22 protein-coding genes are annotated in these 23,538 nt (G+C 62.9%); 14 read left to right on the top strand and 8 right to left on the bottom strand.

The window, feature by feature from the left end:
• Positions 1-26: 26 nt before the first annotated feature.
• The gene (locus R3E77_05315) at positions 27-1,235 is read right to left on the bottom strand and encodes a hypothetical protein (protein ID MEZ5498837.1); all 1,209 of its coding nucleotides are present in this window, start codon (positions 1,233-1,235) and stop codon (positions 27-29) included.
• A gap of 470 nt (positions 1,236-1,705) precedes the next feature.
• Complete coding sequence (locus R3E77_05310; protein MEZ5498836.1) at positions 1,706-2,137, bottom strand: type II toxin-antitoxin system VapC family toxin; 432 nt, start codon at positions 2,135-2,137, stop codon at positions 1,706-1,708.
• Positions 2,138-2,448: 311 nt separating this feature from the next.
• Here R3E77_05310 and R3E77_05305 point away from each other — a divergent pair, with 311 nt between their 5' ends.
• Positions 2,449-2,865 (top strand): SRPBCC domain-containing protein, encoded by a 417-nt coding sequence (locus R3E77_05305; GenBank protein ID MEZ5498835.1) that lies wholly within the window; start codon positions 2,449-2,451, stop codon positions 2,863-2,865.
• 141 nt (positions 2,866-3,006) lie between these two features.
• On the opposite strand, the gene R3E77_05300 is transcribed toward R3E77_05305, so the two are convergent.
• Entirely contained in the window at positions 3,007-4,224 is a 1,218-nt protein-coding gene (locus R3E77_05300) for an ATP-binding protein (GenBank protein MEZ5498834.1), read from the bottom strand.
• A 169-nt stretch (positions 4,225-4,393) separates the two neighbouring features.
• On the opposite strand from R3E77_05300, the gene R3E77_05295 reads away from it, so the two are divergent.
• From R3E77_05295 to R3E77_05275, 5 genes are all read left to right on the top strand, one after another.
• Positions 4,394-5,092 carry a hypothetical protein gene (locus R3E77_05295; GenBank protein MEZ5498833.1) on the top strand — a complete coding sequence of 233 codons (699 nt, stop codon included), beginning with the start codon at positions 4,394-4,396 and terminating at the stop codon, positions 5,090-5,092.
• A gap of 775 nt (positions 5,093-5,867) precedes the next feature.
• Positions 5,868-5,999: a hypothetical protein gene (locus R3E77_05290; GenBank protein MEZ5498832.1), complete on the top strand. Its 132-nt coding sequence runs from the start codon at positions 5,868-5,870 to the stop codon at positions 5,997-5,999.
• 134 nt (positions 6,000-6,133) lie between these two features.
• The gene (locus R3E77_05285) at positions 6,134-6,628 is read left to right on the top strand and encodes a DUF1772 domain-containing protein (protein ID MEZ5498831.1); all 495 of its coding nucleotides are present in this window, start codon (positions 6,134-6,136) and stop codon (positions 6,626-6,628) included.
• Positions 6,629-6,671: 43 nt separating this feature from the next.
• Entirely contained in the window at positions 6,672-7,763 is a 1,092-nt protein-coding gene (locus R3E77_05280; protein ID MEZ5498830.1) for an MBL fold metallo-hydrolase, read from the top strand.
• A 206-nt stretch (positions 7,764-7,969) separates the two neighbouring features.
• Positions 7,970-8,233, top strand: coding sequence for a hypothetical protein (locus R3E77_05275; protein ID MEZ5498829.1), 264 nt, complete (start codon positions 7,970-7,972; stop codon positions 8,231-8,233).
• Positions 8,234-8,438: 205 nt separating this feature from the next.
• On the opposite strand, the gene R3E77_05270 is transcribed toward R3E77_05275, so the two are convergent.
• Both R3E77_05270 and R3E77_05265 read right to left on the bottom strand, forming a co-directional pair.
• Positions 8,439-8,861: an SRPBCC domain-containing protein gene (locus R3E77_05270; protein ID MEZ5498828.1), complete on the bottom strand. Its 423-nt coding sequence runs from the start codon at positions 8,859-8,861 to the stop codon at positions 8,439-8,441.
• A 41-nt stretch (positions 8,862-8,902) separates the two neighbouring features.
• Positions 8,903-9,325, bottom strand: a complete 423-nt coding sequence (locus tag R3E77_05265; GenBank protein ID MEZ5498827.1) for a hypothetical protein — start codon at positions 9,323-9,325, stop codon at positions 8,903-8,905.
• 137 nt (positions 9,326-9,462) lie between these two features.
• Between R3E77_05265 and R3E77_05260 the strand changes: the two genes are divergently transcribed.
• Complete coding sequence (locus tag R3E77_05260; protein ID MEZ5498826.1) at positions 9,463-10,089, top strand: HTH domain-containing protein; 627 nt, start codon at positions 9,463-9,465, stop codon at positions 10,087-10,089.
• Positions 10,090-10,222: 133 nt separating this feature from the next.
• Here the strand turns inward: R3E77_05260 and R3E77_05255 are convergent, their stop codons facing one another.
• Both R3E77_05255 and R3E77_05250 read right to left on the bottom strand, forming a co-directional pair.
• Positions 10,223-10,708: a pyridoxamine 5'-phosphate oxidase family protein gene (locus tag R3E77_05255; GenBank protein MEZ5498825.1), complete on the bottom strand. Its 486-nt coding sequence runs from the start codon at positions 10,706-10,708 to the stop codon at positions 10,223-10,225.
• The gene (locus R3E77_05250; protein MEZ5498824.1) at positions 10,705-11,235 is read right to left on the bottom strand and encodes a GNAT family N-acetyltransferase; all 531 of its coding nucleotides are present in this window, start codon (positions 11,233-11,235) and stop codon (positions 10,705-10,707) included. Before R3E77_05250 ends, R3E77_05255 begins: the two co-directional genes overlap by 4 nt.
• Before the next feature lie 792 nt (positions 11,236-12,027).
• On the opposite strand from R3E77_05250, the gene R3E77_05245 reads away from it, so the two are divergent.
• The 7 genes from R3E77_05245 (at position 12,028) to R3E77_05215 (ending at position 22,375) form a co-directional block, all read left to right on the top strand.
• A complete protein-coding gene (locus tag R3E77_05245; GenBank protein ID MEZ5498823.1) occupies positions 12,028-12,309 on the top strand; it encodes a PepSY domain-containing protein in 282 nt (93 codons plus the stop codon).
• Positions 12,310-12,317: 8 nt separating this feature from the next.
• Positions 12,318-12,995 (top strand): response regulator transcription factor, encoded by a 678-nt coding sequence (locus R3E77_05240; protein MEZ5498822.1) that lies wholly within the window; start codon positions 12,318-12,320, stop codon positions 12,993-12,995.
• A complete protein-coding gene (locus R3E77_05235) occupies positions 12,992-14,341 on the top strand; it encodes a HAMP domain-containing sensor histidine kinase (protein ID MEZ5498821.1) in 1,350 nt (449 codons plus the stop codon). The genes R3E77_05240 and R3E77_05235 overlap by 4 nt, the downstream gene beginning before the upstream one ends.
• Positions 14,338-15,675 (top strand): TolC family protein, encoded by a 1,338-nt coding sequence (locus R3E77_05230; protein ID MEZ5498820.1) that lies wholly within the window; start codon positions 14,338-14,340, stop codon positions 15,673-15,675. The genes R3E77_05235 and R3E77_05230 overlap by 4 nt, the downstream gene beginning before the upstream one ends.
• Complete coding sequence (locus R3E77_05225; protein ID MEZ5498819.1) at positions 15,672-16,694, top strand: efflux RND transporter periplasmic adaptor subunit; 1,023 nt, start codon at positions 15,672-15,674, stop codon at positions 16,692-16,694. Before R3E77_05230 ends, R3E77_05225 begins: the two co-directional genes overlap by 4 nt.
• Entirely contained in the window at positions 16,691-19,732 is a 3,042-nt protein-coding gene (locus tag R3E77_05220; GenBank protein ID MEZ5498818.1) for an efflux RND transporter permease subunit, read from the top strand. The genes R3E77_05225 and R3E77_05220 overlap by 4 nt, the downstream gene beginning before the upstream one ends.
• Positions 19,733-19,876: 144 nt before the next feature.
• Positions 19,877-22,375, top strand: a complete 2,499-nt coding sequence (locus tag R3E77_05215; protein MEZ5498817.1) for a plasma-membrane proton-efflux P-type ATPase — start codon at positions 19,877-19,879, stop codon at positions 22,373-22,375.
• Here the strand turns inward: R3E77_05215 and R3E77_05210 are convergent.
• Positions 22,352-23,533: an IS6 family transposase gene (locus R3E77_05210; protein MEZ5498816.1), complete on the bottom strand. Its 1,182-nt coding sequence runs from the start codon at positions 23,531-23,533 to the stop codon at positions 22,352-22,354. The genes R3E77_05215 and R3E77_05210 overlap by 24 nt on opposite strands.
• Positions 23,534-23,538 lie beyond the last annotated feature (5 nt).

The raw sequence follows: 23,538 nt of genomic DNA, 5'->3' as shown, positions 1-23,538 counted from the left end.
CGGACGAGACGGACCGCCACGATGTGCTATTTCACGACCGCGTAGTCGACCAACCACTGTATCGGGTCGTCGCCATTCGAATCCCTGAATTCAACTGCTACCGTCGAATAGGAACCGATTCCGGAGGCCAGTCGCATGAGGTGATGGTCGTCCCGCTGGAAATGGAATAGGAAGCCGGTCAACGCGGATTTTTCGTCCGTTGCGCAGTTCGCAGGATCAAGTTCCTGGCGAAGTTTTATCCGTTCCTCTAGCTGCTGCGGGCAGGAAGGGGAATTCGAAGCAGGTCGGGAAGACCAAGGAGATACAGTTTTCGGGCAATTTGTTCCGGGGGCAGTGCTTCGGCACGTGCCTATCGCTGGCAGCGACCCGGAGTCAATCTTCGTCGGCAACGATCCCGATGCGCTCCCGCGCCGCCGGATGGATTCATGGGGCGCCCATGCGATCTGCACAGTCGCGGCGAAACGCCGCAGCCCCTTCTTGCCAAACTCTCTCGCCGCCGCCAGTCCGGTGATCGCGGCTCCAGTGGCCACTGCCGATTCGATACCGCCAACCGGTGCCAGACTGAGAGCGAATCCCGCCCCTGCCAAGGCTTCGTAGTCGCGCACATCGAGCCCCTGATCGTCGAGCAGCGTCACGCGCACAAACTTGAGATCCGGCGTCAGTCGGACGCCGATTGCGCGAACGTTGGCGTCCGTCCGGTTTTGCCGGGTCAACGAAAAGCCCGCGAGCAGCGGTACATATCCATCTGGCGGCCGGGGCAGCGCGATATCGAATTCACCCTCGCCGACCGCGCTGACGGTCGCGAGCGGATAGCCCGCGGCATACCAGCGGGCACTGAAGCCGAAAGAATCGTTCGAATCCTGGTCCGCAAAGGTCGCCGAGGCCCTGCCCTCCGATTGCAATACGGCTATTTCGCGGATCTTGTGATCGCCGTTCAGAAAACCGAGCGAGAATGTCGAAAGCGCTGCGCCGCCAAGCGGCGCGTTCGTGGCGACCAGGACCCGATTCGTCGCCGAAGTCTGCTTCGCGGTAACGAGCGTCGAAACCCCACCGCCGATTTTCGGGGCGACCAGTCTCGCCGCGCCCTGCTGCGCGGTCGGCGCCTGGATGTTAGGCGAAGCAACCGGCGGCGTAGGCCGGGGCCTCACGACAGGCTTTACTGGGTCGCCCGGCGCCGCAAATGCGGCGCTGACGCAGCCTGCCGACGCAATTGCGACCGCTAAAAGCAACCTCATTGAGTTCTCAACCGCGATCATGGTGCTCCTCCCGGTCCCTGCCCCTGCCCCTGCGGCCTCAGGCTTGCATCGCCTCAGGTCCGCGCGCAGATCTTGTGGGGCGAGCCAGCTCGCGCTTTCTGCTGCGACCTGAAGCGCCCTGCCTTGGCGGGAAGGAAACCCCCGACCTGCGACGTTCGCCGCGAGTTGCGGTCAAGAGATGTTGCTTCACCGCCGTCGCACAGGATAGGACGGGGTGATGGGAAGTTCAAACGGCCGACTGCCGCCCCTGGGCGGACACCTGAAGAGAATGCCTGGTCGGCAGCTGATCCATACGAGTATTGGAATCGGCCGGCCACCGATTGTTAGGCACCTATCTGGTCGAACAAGGCCTGTTCGCGCGCGGTTACTCGCACCGGCGCGTGCAACCAATTGCAGTCACGCGCCAACGCTCGGTGTCCACCCGCTGACCTGTTCACAGCATCTGTGACTTACACTGGCTCCACGGCGACGCCGAGCCCTTTTGCCGCCTGGCGCACTCGCTCGTCGAGACTCAGTAGTCGCATGCCCAAGACCGCGGAACGTGCTACGAGAAGAGATGCGAGGTGGATGTCATCGAGTGTCCGAATCGAATCAGTGGGAAAGGGTTGGCGCGCGCGATCAACAACTTCGGCCGCGATTCGCAGGATTTGCCAATGCGCAGCCGCCGCCACGAGGTGCGCTCGACGATCGGCGGCGTCCCCTTCCGTCAATTCCTTGAGCGCCAGCGCCCGCAGCAATACGCGATCACACTCGATCAAGGTAAGATCGGAAGTGACGATTACATCCGCCTCGGAGAGCAGACGGCGCACCGCAGGTGCGGTGGGTTTGTCACCCTCTTCTGCCTGCGCCTTCTTGCCGGAGCCCCGATCAGCTGGCGTGATCGCTGCGACTCGTTGGTAGCTTCTTCGCCCATCCGCGCGCTATGGTGTACCGTATGCTGAACGCCTGCATCCAGAGCTTTGAGGGCATCCGACTGTTTGATTTACTCAAGGCTGTTGCCACCGATAGGAACGTGCTTCCAGGCATGAGCGACGATGCTCGCAGGTCCTTGCGACGTGCCGGCGCCTGATAACTGGATGCAGCGAGGGCGGTTGGGAATAGAGTGGTGATCGGGACTCGACAGGGGCGCGTCGCCGATCCAGGGCGTTCGGCTTCACCAAACACGAAATCTCTGCACATCTGGAGCCCGCTGATGGAAACGCAAGTGATTGATGAACAGGTGCTGATCAGTGCGTCACTCGAACAGGTCTGGAAAGCACTGACGGATCCAGAAGTCACGGTGAAGTACTGGGGAGGCACCCGAATCGAATCGGCGTGGAAGAAGGGCGCGGCCGTTCTTTATCGACGCGATGGCGAGGTGGTAGATGAACACGAACTACGCGAGGTGATCCCGAATCGACTGATAGAGCACACGTTTCGACCGATGTTCGGTGAGTTCAAGACCGAGCCGTCTTCATTATTGACGATACTGCTCTCGTCAGAGGCGAATGGCACACGAGTGCAAGTTTTACATCGTGATTTCCCACCAAGCAGCAAAGTCTTCGCCGCATGCAGCGAAGGGTGGCCTGCCATTCTGGGTGCACTCAAGTCGCTACTCGAGACACCGTGAGCACTGGACACGCGGTGCAGCGGAAACTGCAGGGCTACCTTAGGACGGTGTCTGGACTACGGGGGGAATCCCAAAATGCCGCTTGGGTGCGAAGGAAGGCGATAGATCCCGATTGACTGACCCTGTTAGCGCTCATCCTCCCTACAGAACGGCCCACCACGGCGCGGCCAGTACATGCGGTGCCAGCCATTCAATCTTGCTGCCGGTATGGAGCAGCAGTGCGGCTCGCGACTTCTTGCCATACTCGGCACGGAACGTGCGCAAGTGCGCGGTATCGGAAAGTCTGGGACGCGCTGTCGACTTCACTTCGATCGGCAGCAGCTTGCCGTCCGCCTCGATCACGAAGTCCACTTCCTCTCCAATCGACGTGCGCCAATAGCCCAGCTCCGCGCGCTCGACGCGCGCATCGCGCCACGCCAGTAGATCGTGCAGGACGAGGTTCTCGAGATGCGCGCCGGCCGGCGCCTCGACTTCGGCCAGATGCATCGCAAGGCCTGTATCTCCCCAATAGATCTTAGGCGCCTTGATGAGGCGTTTGGTGCGATTCACGGTGTAGGCCGGCAGGCGCACCAGCAAATATGACGTTTCGAGGAGATTCAACCAGCGGTGCACGGTGGGCTGAGGTAGCGCAACGTCGCGACCGAGTTCCGTCTGGTTGACGAGTTGCCCGATGCGCAGACAGGCAGCCCGCATCAGTCGCCTGAAGTCGGGCAATCCCGTGATCGCGGCCAGATCCTGAAGGTCACGCTCGAGATAGGTGCGAACGTAGCTGTCGAACCAGATACGCCGATCCGAGGACGTGGCCAATTCCAGCGCCGGCGTCGGAAAGCCGCCGCGACGAGCCAGCATGTTCCAATCCTCGGGGCTGCCCTTTTCGTCGGCCAGCAACTCGCGCCACCCGGCATCGGGCGTGGCGAACAGGTCGTCCCAGCGGCCGCATTGCCCGAGGCCGCGCTGTTCGCGTCGTGTCATCGGCCAGAGCGTGAGATAGCTGGCACGGCCGGCCAGTGATTCGGAGACTTGTCGCATCAGCAGGAGATTGGCGGAGCCCGTGAGCAGGAATCGCCCTGGCTTTCGGTCCCGATCTATCGCCCGCTTCACGGCGCGAAGCAGTTCCGGTTCTCGTTGCACCTCATCGAGCGTGACGGGCCCCGGCCCGCCGACAAGGACTTCCGGGTCGCGCCGCGCGGCGTCGAGCACATCCAGATCATCGAGCGTGGCGTAGCGCCGCTTTCCGGTGACAAGCTGTTCGACCAGAGTGCTCTTGCCGGTCTGCCGGGCCCCCGTGACGACGACGGCTGGCATGACCCGCAGTCGCTCGGAAAGGGCCGTGCCGACCAGCCTGGGAAGGGTTTTCATGCCGTGGATGATAATCATTCACGATGTAAATTATCAACTGCGCACCGCAAGTTCAAAGTACCTCCGCGTCGACCCCACTCTTTCCCTGCCCGACCGTTGGACCGGGTTGTGGCCGGCGCAGCCGGGCCGTTATGATCACCCTACCGTAGCAGTCAGGGGCACATGACCGTTGGCGGAGAACGAGCCCGAAGCACGCAGCGGCGTACCCGACGAATCCCGGACGAACCGCGAGTCCGCGCCAGATCACATCGGAGTCCCTGGCCTGCGCGGCGCAGCGGCGCACCAGCCGGGCCACCTGAAGCGCACGGAGCGCATTTTTATGCGCCTGTCCGTGTTGCAATCGGTGCTCGCGGTCGCTGGCGTGTTCACTGGCGCCGTGGCTCTTTACGCGGCGATCACCGAGTCCGAAGCCGTGCGGCGTCAGGCGGCCGCCGTCGTGTGGCCCTATGTGCAGAGCACGCTGTGGACCGGGCACGAGGACGGCTCGCCCACCTTCGCGCTGGAGTTGGCGAATGCAGGTGTTGGTCCCGCAAAGCTGCGCGCGATGCGCGTGAAGCTCGATGGCCACGTCGTGCGCAACTGGGGCGAGGCGCTGGCGCTCGCCGGCGTACCCGACGTGCCGTTCGACCAGCTCGTCGTCTCGCGGCGCGTGCTGCGCGCCGGCGAGGCGGCCACACTGGTCAAGGTGAGCGGTGACGCACCGGTGAAGGCGATGCTTCGCCTGGCAAACGCACCTGCGACGACACTCGAGTACTGCTACTGCTCTATATACGACGAATGCTGGCTGGCGACAGTCGCGCGCGCCCCGGCGGAGCCCGCGGCGGTCGCCGAATGCCCCAACTACGGCGCGGAGTCATTCAGCGACTGAGCGCGCGCCGTTTGCGTCAGCGGTGAGACCAGGTACGCAGCGTGCCGCCCCTCACTCCCACTCAATCATTTCCCAGCCCCGCAACCCCTTGTTCTGATTGCCGCTCTGCACATCGCTCCGAGTCAATACCGTCAGGGATCCCGTCGAAAACTTTCGCTGGAGGGCGATAGATCGCGAAAGAAGCCGCAGGAAAAGCTCGTCGCATCCGCCCTTGTCAGCATCCGCAGCGTATAAGTCCCAAGAACTTTTGCCGTCGGGCGCAAATCACTATACGTCGTCGTAACGCTCCCGTGAACGGCTGGAACCGGCGTCTCTTTGACCATTATGATTCGGCGACCACGTGCTCGTCGATTCGGCAGAGATCGGCCAAGAGTGGACGGCCGCCGTCTTCGGCCGGTGCGTCTCCGCAACGCGGCTAGTGCGCCTGGGAAGGCTCGCGAGCTTCCCAACGGCCAGGCACCTCGCGACTGCGTCGCAGCCCACTGTGCCTATCACGAGAAGCAGACCAACCCGCACCGCATGACCAGCCTTCTACTGAGCGCTGCAATCGAACTGTCTGGTCCCGTAACCGGATCCCTTGAAGCCGTCGAGAGAGAGCGGCGAGGAACAATCTGATCGGCGCGCTGAAGCAGGCCGACTGGCGCGTTTCAGGTCCGGGTGGGGCCGCCGAGCTGTTGGACATCAAAGAGCGGCAGGTAGCCTTGCGTGTCCTTCGCGAACGTGTCGGCGGGCGCTCGGCCGCAAGTTCGACGGCGATCCCCGCTTTGCCGACATCATGGACGGCAATCTCTATCTGTTCGTGAACGGTGCGATCTTCGATAAGTACGTGGCGGACAACGAGCGGATCCTCGCCGACGCGAAGCGGATCTGGCCCTCGATCGAGCACAAGGCGGTCAACAAGCTGTAGCCGTTGGACGCGGCCGGGAGAGATCCTCCCGGCCGCGTCGTTTTTTCGATCGCGCGCGGCGCAGGTAGAAACTCCGGCGTGAATGAGGCAGTATCAGGGTTCAGCCTCGATTCGAAGACCAAGGGGACAGATTCATGGACCTCTTCGACTTCATTTTGATACTGGCGACACTGCTGTGTACACTGACCGCCGGATTCGTGTTCGCTTTCGCATCGGTCGTGATGCCGGGGATCAGAAACCTCAGCGATCGGGGCTTCATTCGCGCGTTTCAGGTGATCGATGGCGTGATCCAGCGGGGCCAGCCGATCTTCGGCCTGGTCTGGATGGGATCTGCCGTCGCCCTGCTGGTCGCGGCAGTGCTTGGGTTCTGGCGCCTGGACGGCATCGAGCGCGCGCTGCTCGTCATCGCCACGCTGATCTACCTCTTCGGCGTTCAGGCACCCACCTTCGCGATCAATGTTCCACTGAACAACAAGCTTCAGGCGCTCGACGTCGACGCAATCGATGACGCTGTCGTTCGGGCAGCGCGCACCGACTTCGAGGGCCGCTGGGTCCTGTGGAATTCGGTCAGAACCGTGCTGGCCACTTCCGCCTGCGCTCTGTTGCTGACCGCGATGAGCATCCGCTAACGGCAATGCCGCAAGCGTCATTCGCACCGACCAGGAGTATCCGATGCACAAGAAGCTCATGCATACAGCCGCCAATATCGCTCTCTTTGCGGTGTCCGGTATCGGCGCCCAATTGCTGACCGACTCCGCAATCGCGCAAGACGAGTCCAGTTCCGATGCGGCAGGCACACGCTATACCGGCGACACCGTTAGGCTCGACCCTTCGCACCCGAATTCTTACGATGCATTCGCACCCGAGCTCCCGGCAACGCGGGCGCGAATGCCGGATATCCCGGGGACCGGCGTCTACGTCGAAGAAGTGAAGCCCAACCTGTTCTATGTGACGGGTGGCGTCTACACGTCGGCTTTCGTCGTCACGGACGAGGGTCTGGTCGTCATCGACGCGCCGCCGAGCTTCGGGAACGCGTTGCCTGACGTCCTCGCGGAAGCTGCCCCTGGCTTGCCGATTGCATATCTCGTGTACAGCCACGGGCATACGGACCACATCGGCGGAAGCAGTGTGTTCGCCGACGTGCCGAACCTGCAAATCCTTGCCCCTGCCAGCGTCGCCGAGAGCATCGCACAACGCGGGCACCCTGGGATTCTCGTGCCAAATCTGACCTATGAGGATGACTACGAGTTCTCGCTCGGAGGTGAAGTGTTCGAGCTGCGAACGGCCAACTATCACTCGACGGATCACGACGCGATCATCTATCTGCCTAACAAGAAGTTCCTGGTGGCAGTCGATACGGTGACACCCGGCGAAGTGCCGTTCATGAACTTCGGTGCGACGTCCGACTTCCAGGCGTATCTTGAGAACTTCGATGAGCTGCTGGCGTACGACTTCGACCTGCTGCTCAGCGGGCATATCTCGTTCCTTGCCACGCGTGACGATGTGCTCGAGGCACAGGCGTATACGCGGGATGTGCAGCAGCAAGTTCGCAGCCGAATGCCCGGCTTCGATCAGCGCGTTGGCGAGAACCTGGCTGCGATCGGTTTTGCCAACGCCAACCTGGCTTATCGCATGGCGATCGAAGGAATCCGGGACGAGTGTTCCGCCGCACTGATCGACGAATGGCAGGACAGGCTGTCCGTCGTGGATGTGTATGCCGACAGCCACTGCCGCATGGTCATTCTGCACGCGGTCATGAATTGAGGCGATGCCGGTCAGCCCGACCGGCACCGCATCTACAGGCGCCGAGGACGTCGGCCTCGAGCTCGCCGTCTGTGCGCCCAGCGGGCGAGATAGCTCTCAAGCTGCTCAATCATCGCCGATTGAGGCCGCGATCGGATCGTCGAGGGGGCCACCCGCAGCGGCGTCGACTTCGATATGGCCGTCCTCTGCATCGCGAGCAAGACGCCTTGCCGCTGTGGCGCGCGGCCGACGCGTTCGACGAGACCTTCGACGAGTGCCTGTGGTCCCTCTTCACGGGGCGGCTCAATGCGGCGTTTGCAGCGACGTTCGTAAGCGCTTGCTCGAGTGGCCGACTAGGATCGATTGTCGACCGTCGACAGTTCGTTATTCTGATGCTTTCCGACGCCTCGAATGACGACTACTCGAATCGTTCGGCAGCGACAATACTGACGTTGCGGTTTGCGCCACTTTTTCCCGAAAACAACGGCTGATCCAAGCGGTAGCGCCTGGTAGCGTAGAGATTTCCTGGTCACTCCCACTCGATTGTCTCGCAGCATCGCAACCCCGCGCCGTTGCTGAACTTCTTGCGTGTGCTGGACGACTTTACCGTCACGACGACCGGCAAATTGGTTCGCTTGACGTCAATAGATCGCGATTGATTTGGAGAGACTCTGTACGGCGGCTCGTGCGGATCGATCATGTCCGCTCGCATTCGCGTTTGAGACACTGCGCAAATTCTTCGAAAGCCGGTTGCAGATCGGGTATCGACTTACCAATGAGGCCTGCCAAAGGGCCTGTGTAATCCTCGTGCATACTGAATTCGACGCCGCCGCCAGGCGCTGCCGCAATGCCGTAGACGCGCGTGCCGCGGAAAAGTCCGAGCGGCATGCCGCCCACCCACACCATGCGCCGTGGACTATCCAACTCGCTCACGCGCAGCGGGAAGGCCCGATTCGGACTTTGTTTGACGTACACGGTGACCTTTGCGCCAGGACCGACGATGCCTTCAGTGCGCTCTACCGTGGTGTTCCACTGTCGCCAATTCGGCAGGTCCGTCAGCACACGCCAGACCTTCTCAGCCGGCGCATGAATGGCAATTCGCGTTGCGAATGACTTCATCAAATCTCTCTATGAATAGAAGAGCTTCATGGCCAATTGTGCTACTTCTTCAACGCACGCACGCGGTTGTTGCGCGCGTTGTGCTCCAGCTCCACCCACCCGAGGAGTTCGAGCACCGGCGGCACATAGTTGGCGAATCGACCCCGATATCCTTTCCGAAGCCCGTAGTAGCCGCCGACTGGATTGGATTCGCTGCGCGCCCAGGCTTCGACCGTCCCTGGAACAACCGGTTTTCCTTCATCGGCGTTGCCGAGCAGCATCCAGTCCTTGTGCTTCTTGAGCATCGCGTGAAGATCGTCAAGGCACCGCAGCTGGTAGGACAGCTTCGTCGTACCGACCTGCACCACCAATTTGTGCGGCTTCTCGCTCTCATCCCGCCACGCCAGGAACTCGGATGTTTGCGGCGGCGTCTTCAACTTCCAGGGGTCATCGGGCGTGCCCGAACCGTAGGTTACGGTTCCCATGTTGACCGTCCCTCCAGATACCGACCAGCCAAGACCTTTCCAGGACATGTGCGCACATCACCCTCCACCGTTGTTCCGGTACGGCGAATGTTGGAGCAGGTAATATGACTTCTTAAGTCATATATGGATAGGCAGACATGCGCGCTTCCCGACTACTGCGGATATTGCTGGCGCTGCAGAATCGAGGTCGACTGACAACGCTACAGCTGGCGAATGAACTTGAAGTCGCCAGACGGACGATACTGCGCGACATTGATGCGCTGACCGAGGCCGGATTGCCAGTCATTGTCCACCGCGGCTACAAGGGCGGAGTCGAGCTGGCCTTCAACTATCGTTCACGCCTAGTGGGGCTGGACGCCGAAGAGGCCGAAGCACTGGGCGTGATTCTGTCAGCGCCTAACGCCGCGCTCGCCGAACTCGATATCAGATCAGCCGCGCAACGCGTGCGCGACAAACTGGTGGAGTCGTTGCCGGAGATAGTGCGGAATCGAGTTCAGGACTCTCAGCGCCGATTTCGCTTTGCTGCGAAACCACTCACGACAGCTGATCCACGTGTGGCCGCACTCGCCGATGCCATCCGGCGTTCCGTCGTTGTCCGAATCCAGGCAAAGAGCAGCGCCCCGCGAACGATTCACCCGGTGGCACTGCAGCTTGATGCAGACGGATGGGCCGTGTTCGACGCGCGCGAACGGCAAACACCCATCCCACACGGTCAGTGGGGAGACATCAACATCTCCGCGCGCCAATTTGCCGCGCAGCCGTGACAGTGGCTGCTGGGGCCAGCGGTCCATCGCTGGGGATCGTGACGGCAACTAGGAAAATCGTTCCCACGCCGCTTGGCGGGACATGCCCAATACGCTGCCGATCGCATTCCAGCTGACGCCGCGCTGCCGCAACTTATCGACCTGGTTCTGCAATACGGTCTGCGTGGTATCGACGGTCGCCACCGGCGTATGCGGCAATATCTTCGCGACCCCACTGCAGAATCACAGGCGGATCGACGTTGAAATCGCTGTAGCGGATCCAGTGGGGCCGCACTCGCCAGTAAGCCACCTCGGAACTGGCCGCCCGGTCTCGTCCATCGGGAAATCGCGCGATGTAGCAGTCCCTGAGCCGCGCCAGATCTGCACCTACGGGCTGATCGCAGGCACCCTCGATCTGTACGGTGATCGCCGCGTCCCACCCGATGACCAGAGCAATTGCCGGCCTCAGCAATAAATTGGCGTGCTTGCGCGAAGCTACCAACGTGTCAAATACCAGTTCGAGTCTGTCGGTGATCGCAACCCCGATCACCGCGGCCTGCGGGGTTCCGCTGCTTGAGCATGTGGCTTCCACCCCCCATGGCTGGGCGGTCATGAACGCGCGCACTTCCGCCAGTTTCATTGACCTGACCTCGAACGATCGCATGCCATCAGCAGGGCCGGACCATCCGGAGTCATCACCGGACAGATTTGCACGAAGCCGGCCTTCTCGTAGCAACGAATGGCACGATGGTTCTCCGGGTCAGGATCTGTCTGTATCCGGGTGACTGCCGGATCGCTGAACAGGCGAGCCACAAAGCTGCGGATCATCGTGGTGCCCAGACCCTGATTCAGGCGATTCGCATCGACGAGAAACTGATCGATGCCGAGGGCCCCGGGGTCCTGCTCCGAGGTCCACCAACCTCCACCGGAATCCTTGACTACGTAGGACTGAATGAACCCGATCGGCTTGCCCGACAGGTATGCGATATACGCTTTGGTCGTTGAGCCGCCATCGATGGTCGGCAGGTAGTCGCGCTCGACTTCCTCTTGGGAGTAGTCGTTGTCCCACCACTCCGCCACGTGCGGGCGCTGAATCCATTCGTGCAGCACTCGCAGGTCGGCTCGCGCCAGTGGCCGGAATGTCAGGTCATCGAACTCGGACGGCATGATTGCGATGGTACTGCTGGGCGTCCATTGCAGAGCGTCGATGGTGATGCCGGTTCATGCAACGCGGATGTTAGTCACCATGAGTGAGCATTTTGGGCACTTGCCAAACCGATCTTGCCACGACCACCGCTGCGGAACTTGCGACTACAAGAATTCGGCAGCCCGCAGCACATTTGCATTTCACCCAGCCAGTGCAGTTGGCCGAGTCGCCCACGCAATGACCGTCAACTCTGCCGTCACGAGAGTCCCGCCGCCGAGAGTACTGAGTCCGAGGATCGTTCTATTTCCCATAAGGATCAGTCGGTTAGAAACTCAGACCTTCTCGGAGACGATCCAAGGTCAATTGTCTCCTCCGCATTCTAACCTATTGATTCTCTTTGTAATGTAACGGATTCGTGGTGCACCTCACTCCCACTCAATTGTCTCGCAGCATCGTAACCCAACGCCGCCGCTGGATTTCTCTAATACGCTGAGCCATTTTACCGTCACGGCGACCGACAGAACACGCCGCTTGGAGCCGATAGACCGCGATCGATGCCGAAAGTTGTGGCTCGCTGGGCGCAAGCGTCGCGCGCCGCACAAATCGCCGTTGACCCTGCGGACGCCGAACCGGCTGTCTGGATCGCCGTCATGCCAAGACATTTCAACGAGCGCCTATCCCATCCATGACCGCCGGCACAGCCCCGGGGACTCCTGAAGGTTGGGACTTTGTATACGGCCGGAATCCGTGGCGAGAACCCGTTCGGGCACAATGGCCTTGCACGTAGACGACGTGTCTTGAGGAGTAGAGCCATGAAACGGACCGCCTTGATCATTTCGGCACTCACGGCCTTTGCCGCCCTTTCGCCACTCGCCTTGGCGGAGCAAGGCGACATCACGATGGCCCAAGCCCGTGCCATCGCTCTCAAGGCCGCGCCAGGGAAGATCGAGAAGGAAGAGCGCGAGCGCGAGGGCGGCTCTGAGCGCTATTCGTTCGACATCCGACAGGGCAACAAGATTCACGAGATCGGTGTTGATGTCAAAACGGGGCGGATTGTCGAAGACAAATTCGAGCCGCTTGACGCCAGGGACTGACCAGACTCGTGCTGCGCATCCTTCTCGCAGAAGACGATGCCGATACTCGTCATTTCGTCGAGCGCGGCCTGCGTGAACTGGGGCACAACGTGATCGTCGCGGACGATGGCCTGGATGCCTTGCATCTCGCACTGAGCGAGCAAATCGACGTCATCATTCTCGACCGGATGCTGCCGCGCCTTGACGGCTTGAGCGTGCTTCGACGCTCGCGATCCGGCGGAGTCCAGGTGCCGGTTCTGATGCTGACTGCACTGGGTCGGATCGAAGAGCGGGTCGGCGGCCTGGAGGCAGGCGCCGATGACTACCTGGTCAAGCCCTTCGCTTTCAGCGAACTGGCCGCGCGGGTTCAGGCCCTGGGACGCCGCAGCGCACCCGCTGAGGTTACGACCCGCCTGCATGTGGGCGCCATCGAAATGGATCTGCTGCGACGCGAGGTTCGACGCAATGGCCGCGCCGTCGCACTTCAACCCCGCGAATTCCGGTTGCTCGAGGAATTGCTTCGTCATGCGGGAGAGTTCGTGACGCGCACCATGTTGCTGGAGCGTGTCTGGGATTTCCATTTCGACCCCCAGACCAAGATCGTCGAAACCCACATGAGCCGATTGCGCGCCAAACTCAACGACGGCTTTGCAGAAGATGCCATCGAGACCGTGCGTGGCGTCGGCTACAGGATCCGGACCCCATGAGAGTTTGGCCGCGCAGTGCCGCCTGGCGGATCGCGCTGCTGGGATTCATGGTCTATGCGGCAGCCATCGCCGCGTTGGGCATCGCCGTCTTTCTTGCCACGCACGCAGCCTTCGCGCAGCAGCTCGACGCCAGCATCGATCAGGCCACGACGGCGCTTGCGGCCGAGTATCGGGATGATGGCATCAGTGGGCTTCGCGATGCGATCGCGCAGCAGCAGAAGCCCGGACCCGTTGCACTGGGCATGGCCCTGTTTTCGCCGGACGGGCGACGCATCGCTGGCAACATCGATACGACCATGCCGCCGCCCGGCTGGCAGCGAATCGTCTTCGTCGACCCGATCGAAGGCGCAGATCCGGCGCGTGCCAGGGTCACCGCCTTGCCAAACGGCTTTCGCCTGGTGGTCGCGGCCGACCTCGAATCGCTGGAGGCGATCGACCGCACGATCATCCGCATGTTCACGCTGGCACTGGTCGCCCTGCTGGCACTCGGCTTGGTCGGCTCACTGCTGCTGGCGCGCTATTTGCGAGGCCGGCTGGCAACCATCGAGGGCACAGCTGCGGTCATCTCGTCCGGCAATCTCCAGCAGCGCGCGATGGTGGGATTGGCCGACGACGAATTCGACCGGGTCGCGGCCGCGCTCAATGCCATGCTCGAACGGATCGCAGGGCTGGTGGCCAATCTGCGGCAGGTTAGCGCCGACCTGGCCCACGATCTGCGCACGCCGCTTGCAACGCTGCGCAATCAACTGGAGACCTTGCAGCATGAACGCGATGACGAAGCGCGCAGTGATTTGGCGGAGCGCGCTCTGGGCAAGGCCGACGACCTCCTGGCGCTCTTCAATGCGATCCTTCGCATTTCCGAAGTCGAGGAAGGAAGCCTGCGCAAGGCGTTCGCCCCCCTGGATCTGTCGGCGCTGCTGACTGATCTTGGCGAGACGCTCAGACCACTGGTCGAGGACAGCGGGCACAGCTTCGATGTGGCAGTGGCCAGCGACCTGCGAATCACGGGTGACCGGGAACTGCTGGCCCAAGCCATCATCAACCTCGTCGAGAATGCTCAACGCCACACGCCGCCAGGATCGCACATAACGCTATCGGCACGCGCGATACGCCGCGCCGTTGCCGTCGAGGTACGTGACAGCGGGCCTGGCATTCCCGCGACTGATCGCGAGCGGGCAAAGCAACGCTTCGTACGGCTGGAAGCTTCGCGCAGTACGCCTGGGCATGGGCTTGGGTTGAGCCTCGTCTCCGCGATTGCGCAGGCCCACGGCGGGATTCTTTCGCTGGCTGATGCCATGCCCGGCTTGATTGCGACTCTCGTCATTCCGCGTGCGGCGGAAGCATGAGGTTGGCGCTGACGGCTGCGCTCGCCCTCGGAATCGGCGGCTGCGCATCTTACGCACCCCTGCCCCTCTCGGACTCTCCCGAAGTTCTGGCTGTGCCGGTTGCCAGCGTGCTGCAAGCGCGTGCCGCGACCCTCGATCGACCATGGCTGCAACCGGTCAGCGTAGATTTCGCCGCGCCGCTTTCCCCCCAGGCCATTGCTGCTCTGGCGGTTGTGCGCAACCCAGACCTGCTGGCCCTTCGCGCGCGTGCCGGGGTCGCCGATGCCCAGGCATTCGCTGCCGGACTGCTTCCCGACCCGACCTTCAACATCGGCGTAGACAAGGTGCTGAGCGGGCCGGATACGTTGCTCAATATCGCAGGTGGTGTGGGGCTTGATGTCAATGCGCTGCGCAAGCGTGCAGTGACGCGCAGCCAGGCGATTGCCCAGGCCCGACAGGTGCGACTCGACCTCGCGTGGGCAGATTGGCTGACCGCGGGCCAGGCCCGCATCCAGGCCGTTCGAGTCTCGAGCCTCACGCGAATCGTCGCCCTGTCGCAAGAGACCGATGCCGCGGCACGGTCACAGCTTGCGCGTTCGACCCAGGCCACCACACGCGGCGACCTGCCGGCCGCCGACGCCGAAACGGCGCGGATCGCCGCCTTTGATGCTGCTGAGCGACTGCGCAGCGCCGAGCGCGACCTGCTGGTTGCGCGGCAGGAACTCACACGGTTGCTGGGCCTGCCTCCGGACACCGCGCTCGCATTGGCGACAGCGGATCCCCCGCGTGAACCGCCACCCGCCGACCGACTTCTCGTGATGGCGCAGGACGCTCGCACCGATCTTGCCGCCCTGCGCGCCGGCTACGCAGCGCAGGAGTCTGCGGTCCGCAAGGCGGTCCTGGACCAGTTCCCCTCGCTGAACCTGACCGTCACGGGCAACCGTGATTCGGCTGGAAACTTCCTGCTGGGTCCCGCCATCGACTTCACCCTGCCGCTCTGGAATCGCAATCGCGGCGGCATTGCGGTGGAGCGCGCAACGCGCGAGGCGCTGAAATCTGAGTACGATGCGCGCCTGTTCAACACCCGTGCCGAGATCATCGCAGCCTGGCACGGACTCGCGCTGGCTCGGCGCCAGTTGACAGACGCAGAGGCGGGCCTGCCGTCCCTGCAGCGGCAGGCCAGAGCCAGCACGGACGCCAGCCGCCGCGGCGACTTGTCAGACGCCGCGGCGATGACAGCGGCGCAGCAGTTGCGCGATCGTGAACTCGTGATCGCGCAGGCCTCGCAAGCCATCCGCGAACAGACCATCGCGCTTGAACTGCTGAGCGGCGCACTGCAGGAAGGCTGGAAATGAAGCGTACTTTATCGATCGTACCTGTCGTGATCCTCCTGGCGGCTTGCTCCGGAAGAGCAGAAGACGACGGTCAACCTGTTATTCCGGTGGCCCTCGTCAAGGTGGCACCGGCCTCAACCGGAGATGTCGCCCAGACGGTGTCGCTCTATGGCGAGATCGAGCGGAGCGACAGCCAAATCCGTCTCGTTGCGCCAATCGAGGCGATCGTCGTCGCCATCGAGGCGCCGGCAGGCACCGCCGTCGTTCCCGGGCAGGTCATCGCACGATTGCGCGCCAGTCCCGCGAGTCAGGCTCAGCTCCAGGCGGCCTCGGCCGACTCGGTGGTGGCGAGCGCCGCACTGGCACGGGCGGAGCGCCTGCGCTCGGACGGACTCGCCAGCGATGCGGATGTCGAGGCCGCCCGTTCCCGCGCGACGGCTGCTTCGTCCCTGCTGGCCTCACTCACCGCGCGCGCGGACACGCTGGTGCTGCGCGCGCCCCAAGCGGGACATGTCGATTCCACGGGGACCGGTGTCGGTGAACTCGCTGCACCGGGCGCGGTCGTTGCCACGCTCGCGCGCACGGGAACGATGAAGGCGCGTTTCGGAATCGATCCAGCGTTGGCAAGGCGCCTCAGCGCCGGCACTCCGATGGAAATCTCTGCGGGTGATGGCGCGCCGCCTGTTGAAGCGCGGATCACCAGCGTCAGCCCTGTGGCCGACGCCCAGACACGCCTCGCCTCGGTGGTAGCGACCATCCCCGCGCAGCAGGGACTGGCCGCGGGACTGCCGCTGTCCGCGCGGGTCGTGACACATACGAGCCGCGCCACCGTCACCGTTCCCTACGCCGCGCTGCTCGACGATGGCGGACAGCCGTTCGTCTTTGTGGTCAAGGACGGTGTTGCCCGGCGCAAGGACGTCACAGTAAGCGCGAGCGACGCGTCGCGCGCGGCAATCCTGGAGGGTGTCGTCAGCGGCGATCCCGTGATCATCGACGGCGCCACCGGTGTCGAAGACGGCATGAAGGTTCGTACGCGGTGAACCTGCGGCTAGCGAACCATGCCAGGAGCCTGTGGCTTGCGGCGCTGCTGCTGACACTCGGAGGTATCGCGGGTGCGCTGCATCTACCCGTCAGCCTTTTTCCGCACATCGACTACCCCCGCGTCGTGGTCGCCATCGATGCCGGCGATCGCGACGCGGCGCAGATGGAAGCCGAGATCACGCGCCCTGTGGAGATAGCTCTGCGCTCGGTGCCGGGTGTCGTCCGCCTGAGGTCTACGACCAGCCGCGGATCGGCCGAAGTCGCGCTGAACTTCGACTGGGGACGCGACATGGCCTCGGCAACGCTGGCCACACAGGGCGCACTCGCCACCGTTCTGCCATCGCTCCCGCAGGGAACGGCATTCGAGGTGCGCCGGTCGGACCCGACTCTGTTTCCGGTGGTCGGCTTTGCCCTCACCTCCGCCTCGCTCGACCAGCAGGCCCTGCGCCAGATCGCCGAGCTGAAGATCCGCCCGGCGCTGACCTCGGTGCCTGGCGTCGCGGGAGTCGATGTGCTTGGCGGTTCTCCACGCGAGTTCTCCGTCAATCTGGATCCGTCGCGTCTGGCCGCATTGGGTCTGTCTCCCGACGATGTGGTGAACGCCTTGGGCAAGGCCAACATCGTCCGCGGCGCAGGGCGCATCCAGGATCGTCACCGGCTCTACTTGGTGCTCGTCGAAAACCGCCTTGCCACGATCGCTGACATCGCAGCGACACCCGTCAAATCGGGTGCCTCCGGGGGCGCGGGTATCGTGACCGTCGGCGACATTGGCACCGTCCGACCCGATGTCCGTCCCGATTTCACCCTCGTCAACAGCAACGGCCGGCGCGCGGTGCTCGTCAATGTCCGGCAAGCGTTGGGCGGCGATACCGTCCAGGTCGCCCGCGATGTCACTGCACGGCTGAAGCGCCTCGGATTGCCACCCAGCATCGATGTGACGCCCTACTACGATCAGTCCGAACTCGTCGTGGGCGCCGCAAACGCAGTGCGCGATGCGATTCTCCTCGGAGCCGTGCTCGCCGGACTCGTACTGTTCCTGTTCCTGCGTTCGGTGCGGCTGATGCTGATCACCGCCGCGGTTCTTCCTGCGGTACTTGCCGGCGCCTGCCTGATCCTGTTCGCGATGGGCATGCACTTCGACATGATGACCCTCGGCGGCATGGCGGCGGCCGTGGGCCTAGTGGTCGACGATGCCGTGGTCATGCTCGAACACGTCATGCGCCGGATGCAGGAAGGCTCTGCGCGCGACAAGCCGCAGATCCTTGACGCAGCGGCGCAGATGGCGAAACCCCTGTTCGGCTCAACCGGGGCGACGATCGTGGTGTTTATTCCCCTCGCCTTCATATCGGGGGTGAGCGGCGGCTTCTTCAAGGCGCTCGCGGTCACCATGGTGGCCGCTCTCACGATCTCGCTGCTGTATGCGCGATTTCTCATTCCGCTGATCTGCGCGCACTGGCTCAGGCCTTCGGATGCCGAAGCGGCCGAAGGCGCGTCGGGCTGGCTGGGGCACCTGGTCGCTCTCTACCATCGGGCCATTACCCGCGCGCTCGGGCATTCTCAGCGATTTGCAGCCATGAGCGTCGCGGTGCTGGCACTGTCGGGCGCACTCGCCTGGTATGCCGTCCCTTCCGGGTTCATGCCCAGAATGGACGAGGGCGGGTTCATCCTCGACTACAAGGCGCAGGCCGGCGCGGCCCTCGGCGACACCGACAACCTGCTGCGTCAGGTTGAATCGATCATCCAGGAGACTCCGGAAGTGGCCAGTTATTCGCGTCGCACCGGCGTGCAGCTGGGCGGCGGACTGACCGAGGCCGACGAGGGAGACTACTTCATTCGCCTGAGGAGCGGCTCACGCCGCCCCATAGAAGCGGTCATGGGCGAGATACGCGGCAGGATCGAGGCGGGCGTCCCAGGTCTGCAGATTGAAGCGCTGCAACTCATGGAGGACCTCATCGGGGATCTCACCGCCGTACCGCAGCCGATCGAGATCAAGGTCTTCGGTGATGACCCTGCCGCCATCGAATCGGCGGCCAAACGAATCGCGGGGGCGCTCGCCAGGATCACTGGCGTGGTCGAGGTGGTCGACGGACTGCGGGTTGCCGGAGATGCGATCGCCGTGCGCATCCGTCCGGGTGTTGCCCAGCAGCACGGCCTGGATCCGGCCACCGTTGCCAGCCAGATCGAGACGCTGGTCGGCGGCAGCCCTGCCACGAGCGTCAGGGTCGGCGCGCAGTTGATCGGCGTGCGGGTCCGCGGACCGGAGAATATCCGCGCGCGCGCCGCAGAGGTCGAGAACCTCGTCATCTCTGCCCCGGATGGTCACGGGGTTCGGGTTGGCCAGCTTGCCGAAGTATCGATCATCGCAGGACAAAAGCAGTTGACGCGCGAGGATCTGGCCCCGTTCATCGACGTCACGGCTCGTCTCGAGAATCGTGATCTGGGCTCTGCCATGAGCGAGGTGCGCAGCACCGTCGCAGGCTTGCGCCTGCCGCCCTCGATCCGTGTCGACTACGGCGGGCTCTTCGCGCAGCAACGCAAGAGCTTCGCCGACATGACCATGGTATTCGCAGCCGCGCTGTTGCTCGCGGCGCTGCTGCTGACGGTGTTGTTCGAGAACATCGCGTGGACCCTGGCCGCCGTGGTGACGGTGCTGCTCAGCACTGCGACGGTATTCGGAGGGCTGTGGCTGTCCGGCATCGAACTCGACATCTCGGCGCTCATGGGACTCACCATGGTGGTGGGCATGGCGACCGAACTGATCGTGTTCTACTTTTCAGAGCTCGACACCGCAGTACCCGTCAGTGCCGCGGCGCTGGCGGAAGCGGGCGAGAAGCGTCTTCGCCCGATCCTGATGTCAGCGCTCATCGCCATCCTGACCCTGAGCCCGCTGGCACTGGGCATCAGCCGAGGTGCCGGGCTTCAACAGCCGCTGGCGACAGCGATCATCTTTGGGCTGGTTGCAGCTGTACCGCTCGTGCTGCTGCTGCTGCCCGCCCTGATGCTGGCATTCACGAGAACGCCAGCAAGGCGCCAGTGACCATCAGAAGCATGCGAAGACCCATGCGTAACGACAGGGGCTACCCGAGGACTCCCCACGCCAAAAGTTGCTGTTCACTACGACATGGGGACACGCCAACGCCGTTTCAACTCCACGACCTGGCGAGTTATCGTATGAGGCACTTTGAAAACGACGTCAAATAACGCCGTAGTCGATCCCTCGCCTCTACTAGATGTCAGGCCGCTCGACCTTACCGCCGCGTCGATTCCCGACACGCTCACGGCTCTGCGAGTAAACCCTGATACCGGACTCACGCACGTTGAGGTGATGCGCCGCCGGAAGGCACATGGCTACAACGAGGTAGCGAAACAAAAGGGACACCCGGTCCGCACGTTTCTGCAGAAGTTCTGGGGAACGTCGGCATGGATGCTAGAGCTGATCATGGCTCTTTCCGCAGTGCTCCGAAAGCTCTCGGACCTCATTGTGGTGAGCGCTTTGCTGGTGATCAATGCCGTACTGAGTTTTATGCAGGAGCATCGAGCCGCCGGCGTCGTTGAAGCGCTGCGCCGACAGTTGCAGGTCAATGCGCGTGTCCTGCGCGAGTCGAATTGGCAGGTCCGTCCCGCCAGGGAACTGGTCCCCGGAGATATCGTGCGCGTACGCGCCGGCGACATCATCCCGGCAGACCTGAAACTTCTCAGCGGATCGTTGACGGTGGACCAATCGGCGCTCACTGGAGAATCGAAGGATGTGGGAAAGGCATCTGGCGATGTGCTTTCGTCCGGTTCAATCGTGCGCCATGGAGAGGGCAACGGCGCGGTCATGCTTACCGGCGCGAAGACCTACTTTGGCCGTACGACAGAACTCGTACAGGAGGCGCGCCCAAAGCTGCACATCGAGGCCGTGGTGGCGAAGGTTGTCCGTTGGCTGTTCGTCATCGTCGGCACGCTGCTTGGCGTAGTCATCGTGCTATCGCTGATGCGCGGCGTACCACTCATCGAAATGATCCCCCTCATGCTGGTTTTGCTCATGAGTGCGGTGCCGGTGGCTCTACCCGTCATGTTCACGGTCAGCATGGCCGTCGGCTCGAAAGAACTGGCCAAGCGCGGCGTGTTGGTCACCCGTCTGAGCGCCGCCGAGGACGCCGCAACGATGGACGTGCTCTGCGTGGACAAGACGGGCACTATTACCATGAACCAGCTTGCCGTCACCGGCGTGATTCCGCTGGGGGATTCGACGGAAGCCGACGTGCTGTTTGCGGGCGCGCTCGCGTCTCGGGAAGCCAATCAGGACCCCATCGATCTCGCATTTTTAACCGCGGCCAAAGTGCGGCATGTATTTGAGAACGTTTCCAAGATAGAACCCATCTCCTTCACGCCGTTCGATGCAACAACTCGACGAACTGAAGCCGTGGTTGAGCAGAACGGACTGCGGCTACGGGTGATGAAAGGAGCCTTACGCACGATTGCCGGTGCCTGCGGACTCGATCATCCGGCAATTGTGTCACTCGAAGAGCGTGTCATTGCCGCGGCCGCAAAGGGCTATCGAACGCTGGCGGTGGCACGCGGCCCCGAGACAGGTGCACCAGTCTTGGTCGGATTGGTGTCTCTTTATGATCCGCCCCGGGCTGATGCCAGACAGCTGATCGCTGAACTCCGGAATTTGGGCGTTCCAGTAAAGATGCTGACCGGCGACTCACTCGCCGTGGCGGCTGAGATTGGACAAGGCGTCGGGTTGTCAACCATTAGGCGCGTGGCGGATCTGAAGGCCACGGCCACTCAGAGTGGCAACGAGTCGGTCGATCTTTTGGCCGGCGCCGATGGATTCGCCGAGGTTTATCCAGAAGACAAATACATTGTGGTGCAACACCTGCAGGCGGCCGGACACGTCACCGGCATGACGGGCGATGGGGTCAACGATGCGCCCGCGCTCCGCCAGGCCGAGGTGGGCATTGCGGTCAGCACGGCCACCGACGTGGCGAAAGGTGCGGCGAGCGTTGTCCTGACGGGACCAGGATTGACGAACATCGTAGCGCTGGTCGAGCAGGGGCGGACTATCTACCAGCGCATCCTGACCTGGATCATCAACAAGATTAGCCGGACCATCCTGAAGGCCGCCTTTGTCGCCGTAGCGTTCATGGTAACCGGAAAGTTCATCGTATCCGCTTTTGCGATGCTGCTTCTCGTCTTCATGACGGACTTCGCGAAGATAGCCCTGGCCACCGATCGTGTTCGGCCGTCGAGGAAGCCTGAAACATGGAATATCGGCGGTTTCGTCACGGTGTCTGTGGTGCTGGGGCTCGCAATGGTCGGAGAGACGCTTGCGTTGTTGTGGATGGGTTGGTCGCGTTTCGGTTTAGCAACGGACAATAATGCCCTCTACACATTTAGCTTCCTGCTGCTGCTCTACTTTGCCGTGTTCTCCGTTGTGTCCGCCCGCGAACGCAGCGCATTCTGGTCGACGATGCCCAGCAGAACTCTGGTTGCCGCCCTCGTGGCGGATACGTTCGTAGGCACGCTCCTGACACGTGTGGGTCTTCCGGGGCTCATGCCATTGCCTTGGTGGCAGACGCTCGGGATTTTCACCTATGCCCTGTTCTCGTGCCTGGTCATAAACGATGCTGTGAAGGTGTCGATGATCCGCTGGTGTGAACGGGCGTCAAGTCTGACCAGTAAGGCGTAAGCCCGTACTCGCGGAATTGATCACATGCGACGCCGATCGGCCTCCAATCTGACGCCAGATCCCCGGAAATTCTGCGGCCTCGGGGAGACCTTCACCGGCCACCTGCCGCACTTCGCGCCGCCGCAGCGACGGATCGATGCCGGCCGCGAGCAGACTCCGCGCGGCGCGGTGGCGCGCCTGGGCCAGCGCAGTCGGGACATCAGGTGAGGTCCCGAGCGAGAGCGTCTTTCGCTTGCTGCCGTACCGGTATTGGTAGTGCCAGTACCGCCCGCCCTCAGGCCTGACCAGCAGATACAGGCCTCCGCCGAAGAAGATCTTCCGCGGATACCGTACCGATCCCTCGACGTGGCCTCGCTCGCGCGGCGGCTTGGGACGCTCTGCTGAGTTCTGGTGCATTGGCGTAGTTTGGTCGACGCCGCGAGGCACTGGCGAACCGGAATCGTTGAGCGCCACCTCCCACGACGCCTTCAAGGAACCCGGCCACCTTTTCGTGCCCGTCGGCAACGTGTACTGCCGCTTGCGTATGCGATGGGCGAGTTCAATTCCGGCGAGCGTGATCGCCGCCGAGTGGAAACCCTTCAAGCCGAGCATCGGCGCACACCGCTGCTTGATGGCGCGATGATCCTGCTCGACCACGTTGTTCAGATAGCGCCGCGCCCGTACTTCCACGCCCTGCCATCGACGGTCCTCATCGCCCAGCAACCGCAGGCCACGGTGCGTCGCGCTGTTGCCATCGACGTTGATCTTCGCGGGCCAAGGCACGCCTTCCTGGCTGACGGCCGCACGGAAAAATGCCTGCGCGGCCTCCATGGTTCGATCATTGCAGAGCAGCGACGCGACCGACTTCCCAGATCGATCCACGGCGCGATACAGGTAGTGACGCCCTCCTCGGACCGACACTGCCGTTTCGTCCATGCGCCAGGACGACCCCGGCGATCGCGCGAACCGAGACCAGCGCCGCTCGTACTCGGGGACGTATCGCAGCACCCAGCGCATGATGGTCGTGTGGGACAGAACGATCCCCTGCTCCGCCATCATCGCGACCAGATCCCGATAGCTCAGGCGATACGTGATGTACCAGCGCACGCACGTCTCGATGGTTTCGGCGGAAAAGCGACGGCCGCTGTAGATCGGGTCGCGCGCGATACGTCTGGCCATCCGGT

The sequence above is a fragment of the Steroidobacteraceae bacterium genome (genome assembly GCA_041395505.1).
GTDB lineage: Bacteria > Pseudomonadota > Gammaproteobacteria > Steroidobacterales > Steroidobacteraceae > JAWLAG01.
This window is presented reverse-complemented; position numbering and strand designations above follow the sequence as displayed.

Excerpts from the sequence above, each read along its gene's own strand:
- R3E77_05315 (MEZ5498837.1), bottom strand. The coding sequence starts at position 1,235 with ATGAGGTTGCTTTTAGCGGTCGCAATTGCGTCGGCAGGCTGCGTCAGC.
- R3E77_05305 (MEZ5498835.1), top strand. The coding sequence starts at position 2,449 with ATGGAAACGCAAGTGATTGATGAACAGGTGCTGATCAGTGCGTCACTC.
- R3E77_05300 (MEZ5498834.1), bottom strand. The coding sequence starts at position 4,224 with ATGAAAACCCTTCCCAGGCTGGTCGGCACGGCCCTTTCCGAGCGACTG.
- R3E77_05290 (MEZ5498832.1), top strand. The coding sequence starts at position 5,868 with ATGGACGGCAATCTCTATCTGTTCGTGAACGGTGCGATCTTCGATAAG.
- R3E77_05285 (MEZ5498831.1), top strand. The coding sequence starts at position 6,134 with ATGGACCTCTTCGACTTCATTTTGATACTGGCGACACTGCTGTGTACA.
- R3E77_05280 (MEZ5498830.1), top strand. The coding sequence starts at position 6,672 with ATGCACAAGAAGCTCATGCATACAGCCGCCAATATCGCTCTCTTTGCG.
- R3E77_05270 (MEZ5498828.1), bottom strand. The coding sequence starts at position 8,861 with ATGAAGTCATTCGCAACGCGAATTGCCATTCATGCGCCGGCTGAGAAG.
- R3E77_05265 (MEZ5498827.1), bottom strand. The coding sequence starts at position 9,325 with ATGGGAACCGTAACCTACGGTTCGGGCACGCCCGATGACCCCTGGAAG.
- R3E77_05260 (MEZ5498826.1), top strand. The coding sequence starts at position 9,463 with ATGCGCGCTTCCCGACTACTGCGGATATTGCTGGCGCTGCAGAATCGA.
- R3E77_05255 (MEZ5498825.1), bottom strand. The coding sequence starts at position 10,708 with ATGAAACTGGCGGAAGTGCGCGCGTTCATGACCGCCCAGCCATGGGGG.
- R3E77_05250 (MEZ5498824.1), bottom strand. The coding sequence starts at position 11,235 with ATGCCGTCCGAGTTCGATGACCTGACATTCCGGCCACTGGCGCGAGCC.
- R3E77_05245 (MEZ5498823.1), top strand. The coding sequence starts at position 12,028 with ATGAAACGGACCGCCTTGATCATTTCGGCACTCACGGCCTTTGCCGCC.
- R3E77_05235 (MEZ5498821.1), top strand. The coding sequence starts at position 12,992 with ATGAGAGTTTGGCCGCGCAGTGCCGCCTGGCGGATCGCGCTGCTGGGA.
- R3E77_05230 (MEZ5498820.1), top strand. The coding sequence starts at position 14,338 with ATGAGGTTGGCGCTGACGGCTGCGCTCGCCCTCGGAATCGGCGGCTGC.
- R3E77_05225 (MEZ5498819.1), top strand. The coding sequence starts at position 15,672 with ATGAAGCGTACTTTATCGATCGTACCTGTCGTGATCCTCCTGGCGGCT.
- R3E77_05210 (MEZ5498816.1), bottom strand. The coding sequence starts at position 23,533 with ATGGCCAGACGTATCGCGCGCGACCCGATCTACAGCGGCCGTCGCTTT.